Consider the following 1,324-nt stretch of genomic DNA (forward strand, 5'->3'; position numbering starts at 1 on the left):
AACCAAATTCGAATGAAGATTGGTGTGATGTTTGGTAACCCTGAAACAACAACAGGTGGTAATGCACTTAAATTCTATTCTTCTGTTCGTTTGGACATTCGTCGAACTGGGGCCGTTAAACAAGGCGACGAAATCGTGGGTAATGAAACCCGTGTGAAGGTAGTGAAAAATAAGGTGTCCCCACCGTTTAGACAGGCTGAGTTCCAGATTATGTATGGTAAAGGTATTTATCATATGGGCGAGGTGATCGACCTAGGTGTGAAAGAAGGCTTGGTCGATAAATCAGGTGCTTGGTATGCATACAATGGCGACAAAATAGGTCAGGGCAAGGCGAATGCTGCTAAATTCTTAGAAGAGAACCCTGAAATCGCAAATGAAATTGAGCAGAAGATTCGTGATAAGTTCATGCCTAAGATCGACGAAAAAGGCGATGGCGAGCCTAAAGAATTAGAACTGGAAGTTTAAAAATCCCCCCTCCGTCTTAGTGTTTTGCTAAGACTAGTTGTATTGCTAATGTGCAGCCCGCTTTCGAGCGGGCATTTTTTATTCTACAAACTCTACCTCATCAAACGCTTGCTCTACGCTTCCTTCGCTCGAATAGTCGTCGAATGAGTTCTGTGCTTCGTCGTCATCAATACTGGATTCTGACCATGGAGTGTCACCTGGACTGTCGTCTAAATACAGACTATCCAGCACTTCTAGTACTTCAATCGATTCATCGTCATCGCTTTGTGTATCATCAATGTTGAAGTCTGTTTCTTGTTCAGGCACTTGGCTTGCTGCAAGTTTGGCATTACTGACCAATAGCTCAATGAGTTCATCAATGGTGGCGGGAATAATTGGTGTTTCTGTTATTTCGTTTGATAAAGCGAAAAGCTTTTGTTTTAGAGCTATAAAATAGTCTTCTGTGTCAGATTCATCGAATTCAACTAAGCGTTTACTATCAAGTGCGGTTTTGTATGCATGAAGCGCTTCGGTATCTGCCTTTTGAGCTCTGTATGCGATACCGCGTCGGTCACGGTAGTTACCACGAATGTATATTTCCGTGTCGGCGATGAGTGCCTGAGCTTGGTTAAAATAGTAAGGGGAATAATTTTCGGCTTCAGCTTTTTCTGCACGATCGAGTGTTTTTCGTGCTTGATTCAAACTCGACACGAGTAGAGTATTAATCTCTAGCTCATACATGCTTTTGCGAACACTTGGTTCAAGCTTCAGAGCTTTCTTAATTCGATCATCCTCAATCAGAAGCACTAGCTCTTTCATTTCTTTTTGTAGGTCTTTCCAGTCTTCGGGTTGCCATTTTGATGCCTCTAACTCAACCAGT

Annotated in this window: 1 protein-coding gene and 1 pseudogene; one reads left to right on the plus strand and one right to left on the minus strand. The window is 42.5% G+C overall.

Annotated elements, in window-relative coordinates; translation table 11 throughout:
* Nucleotides 1-465 (plus strand): annotated as a pseudogene (locus tag A3762_RS19945) (DNA recombination/repair protein RecA); the annotation flags it as partial.
* 78 nt (nt 466-543) lie between these two features.
* Here A3762_RS19945 and A3762_RS27845 read toward each other — a convergent pair.
* The coding region (locus tag A3762_RS27845; RefSeq protein WP_197469427.1) for a hypothetical protein at nt 544-1,324 on the minus strand (781 nt) is incomplete at its 5' end.

This window comes from Oleiphilus sp. HI0125, assembly GCF_001635355.1.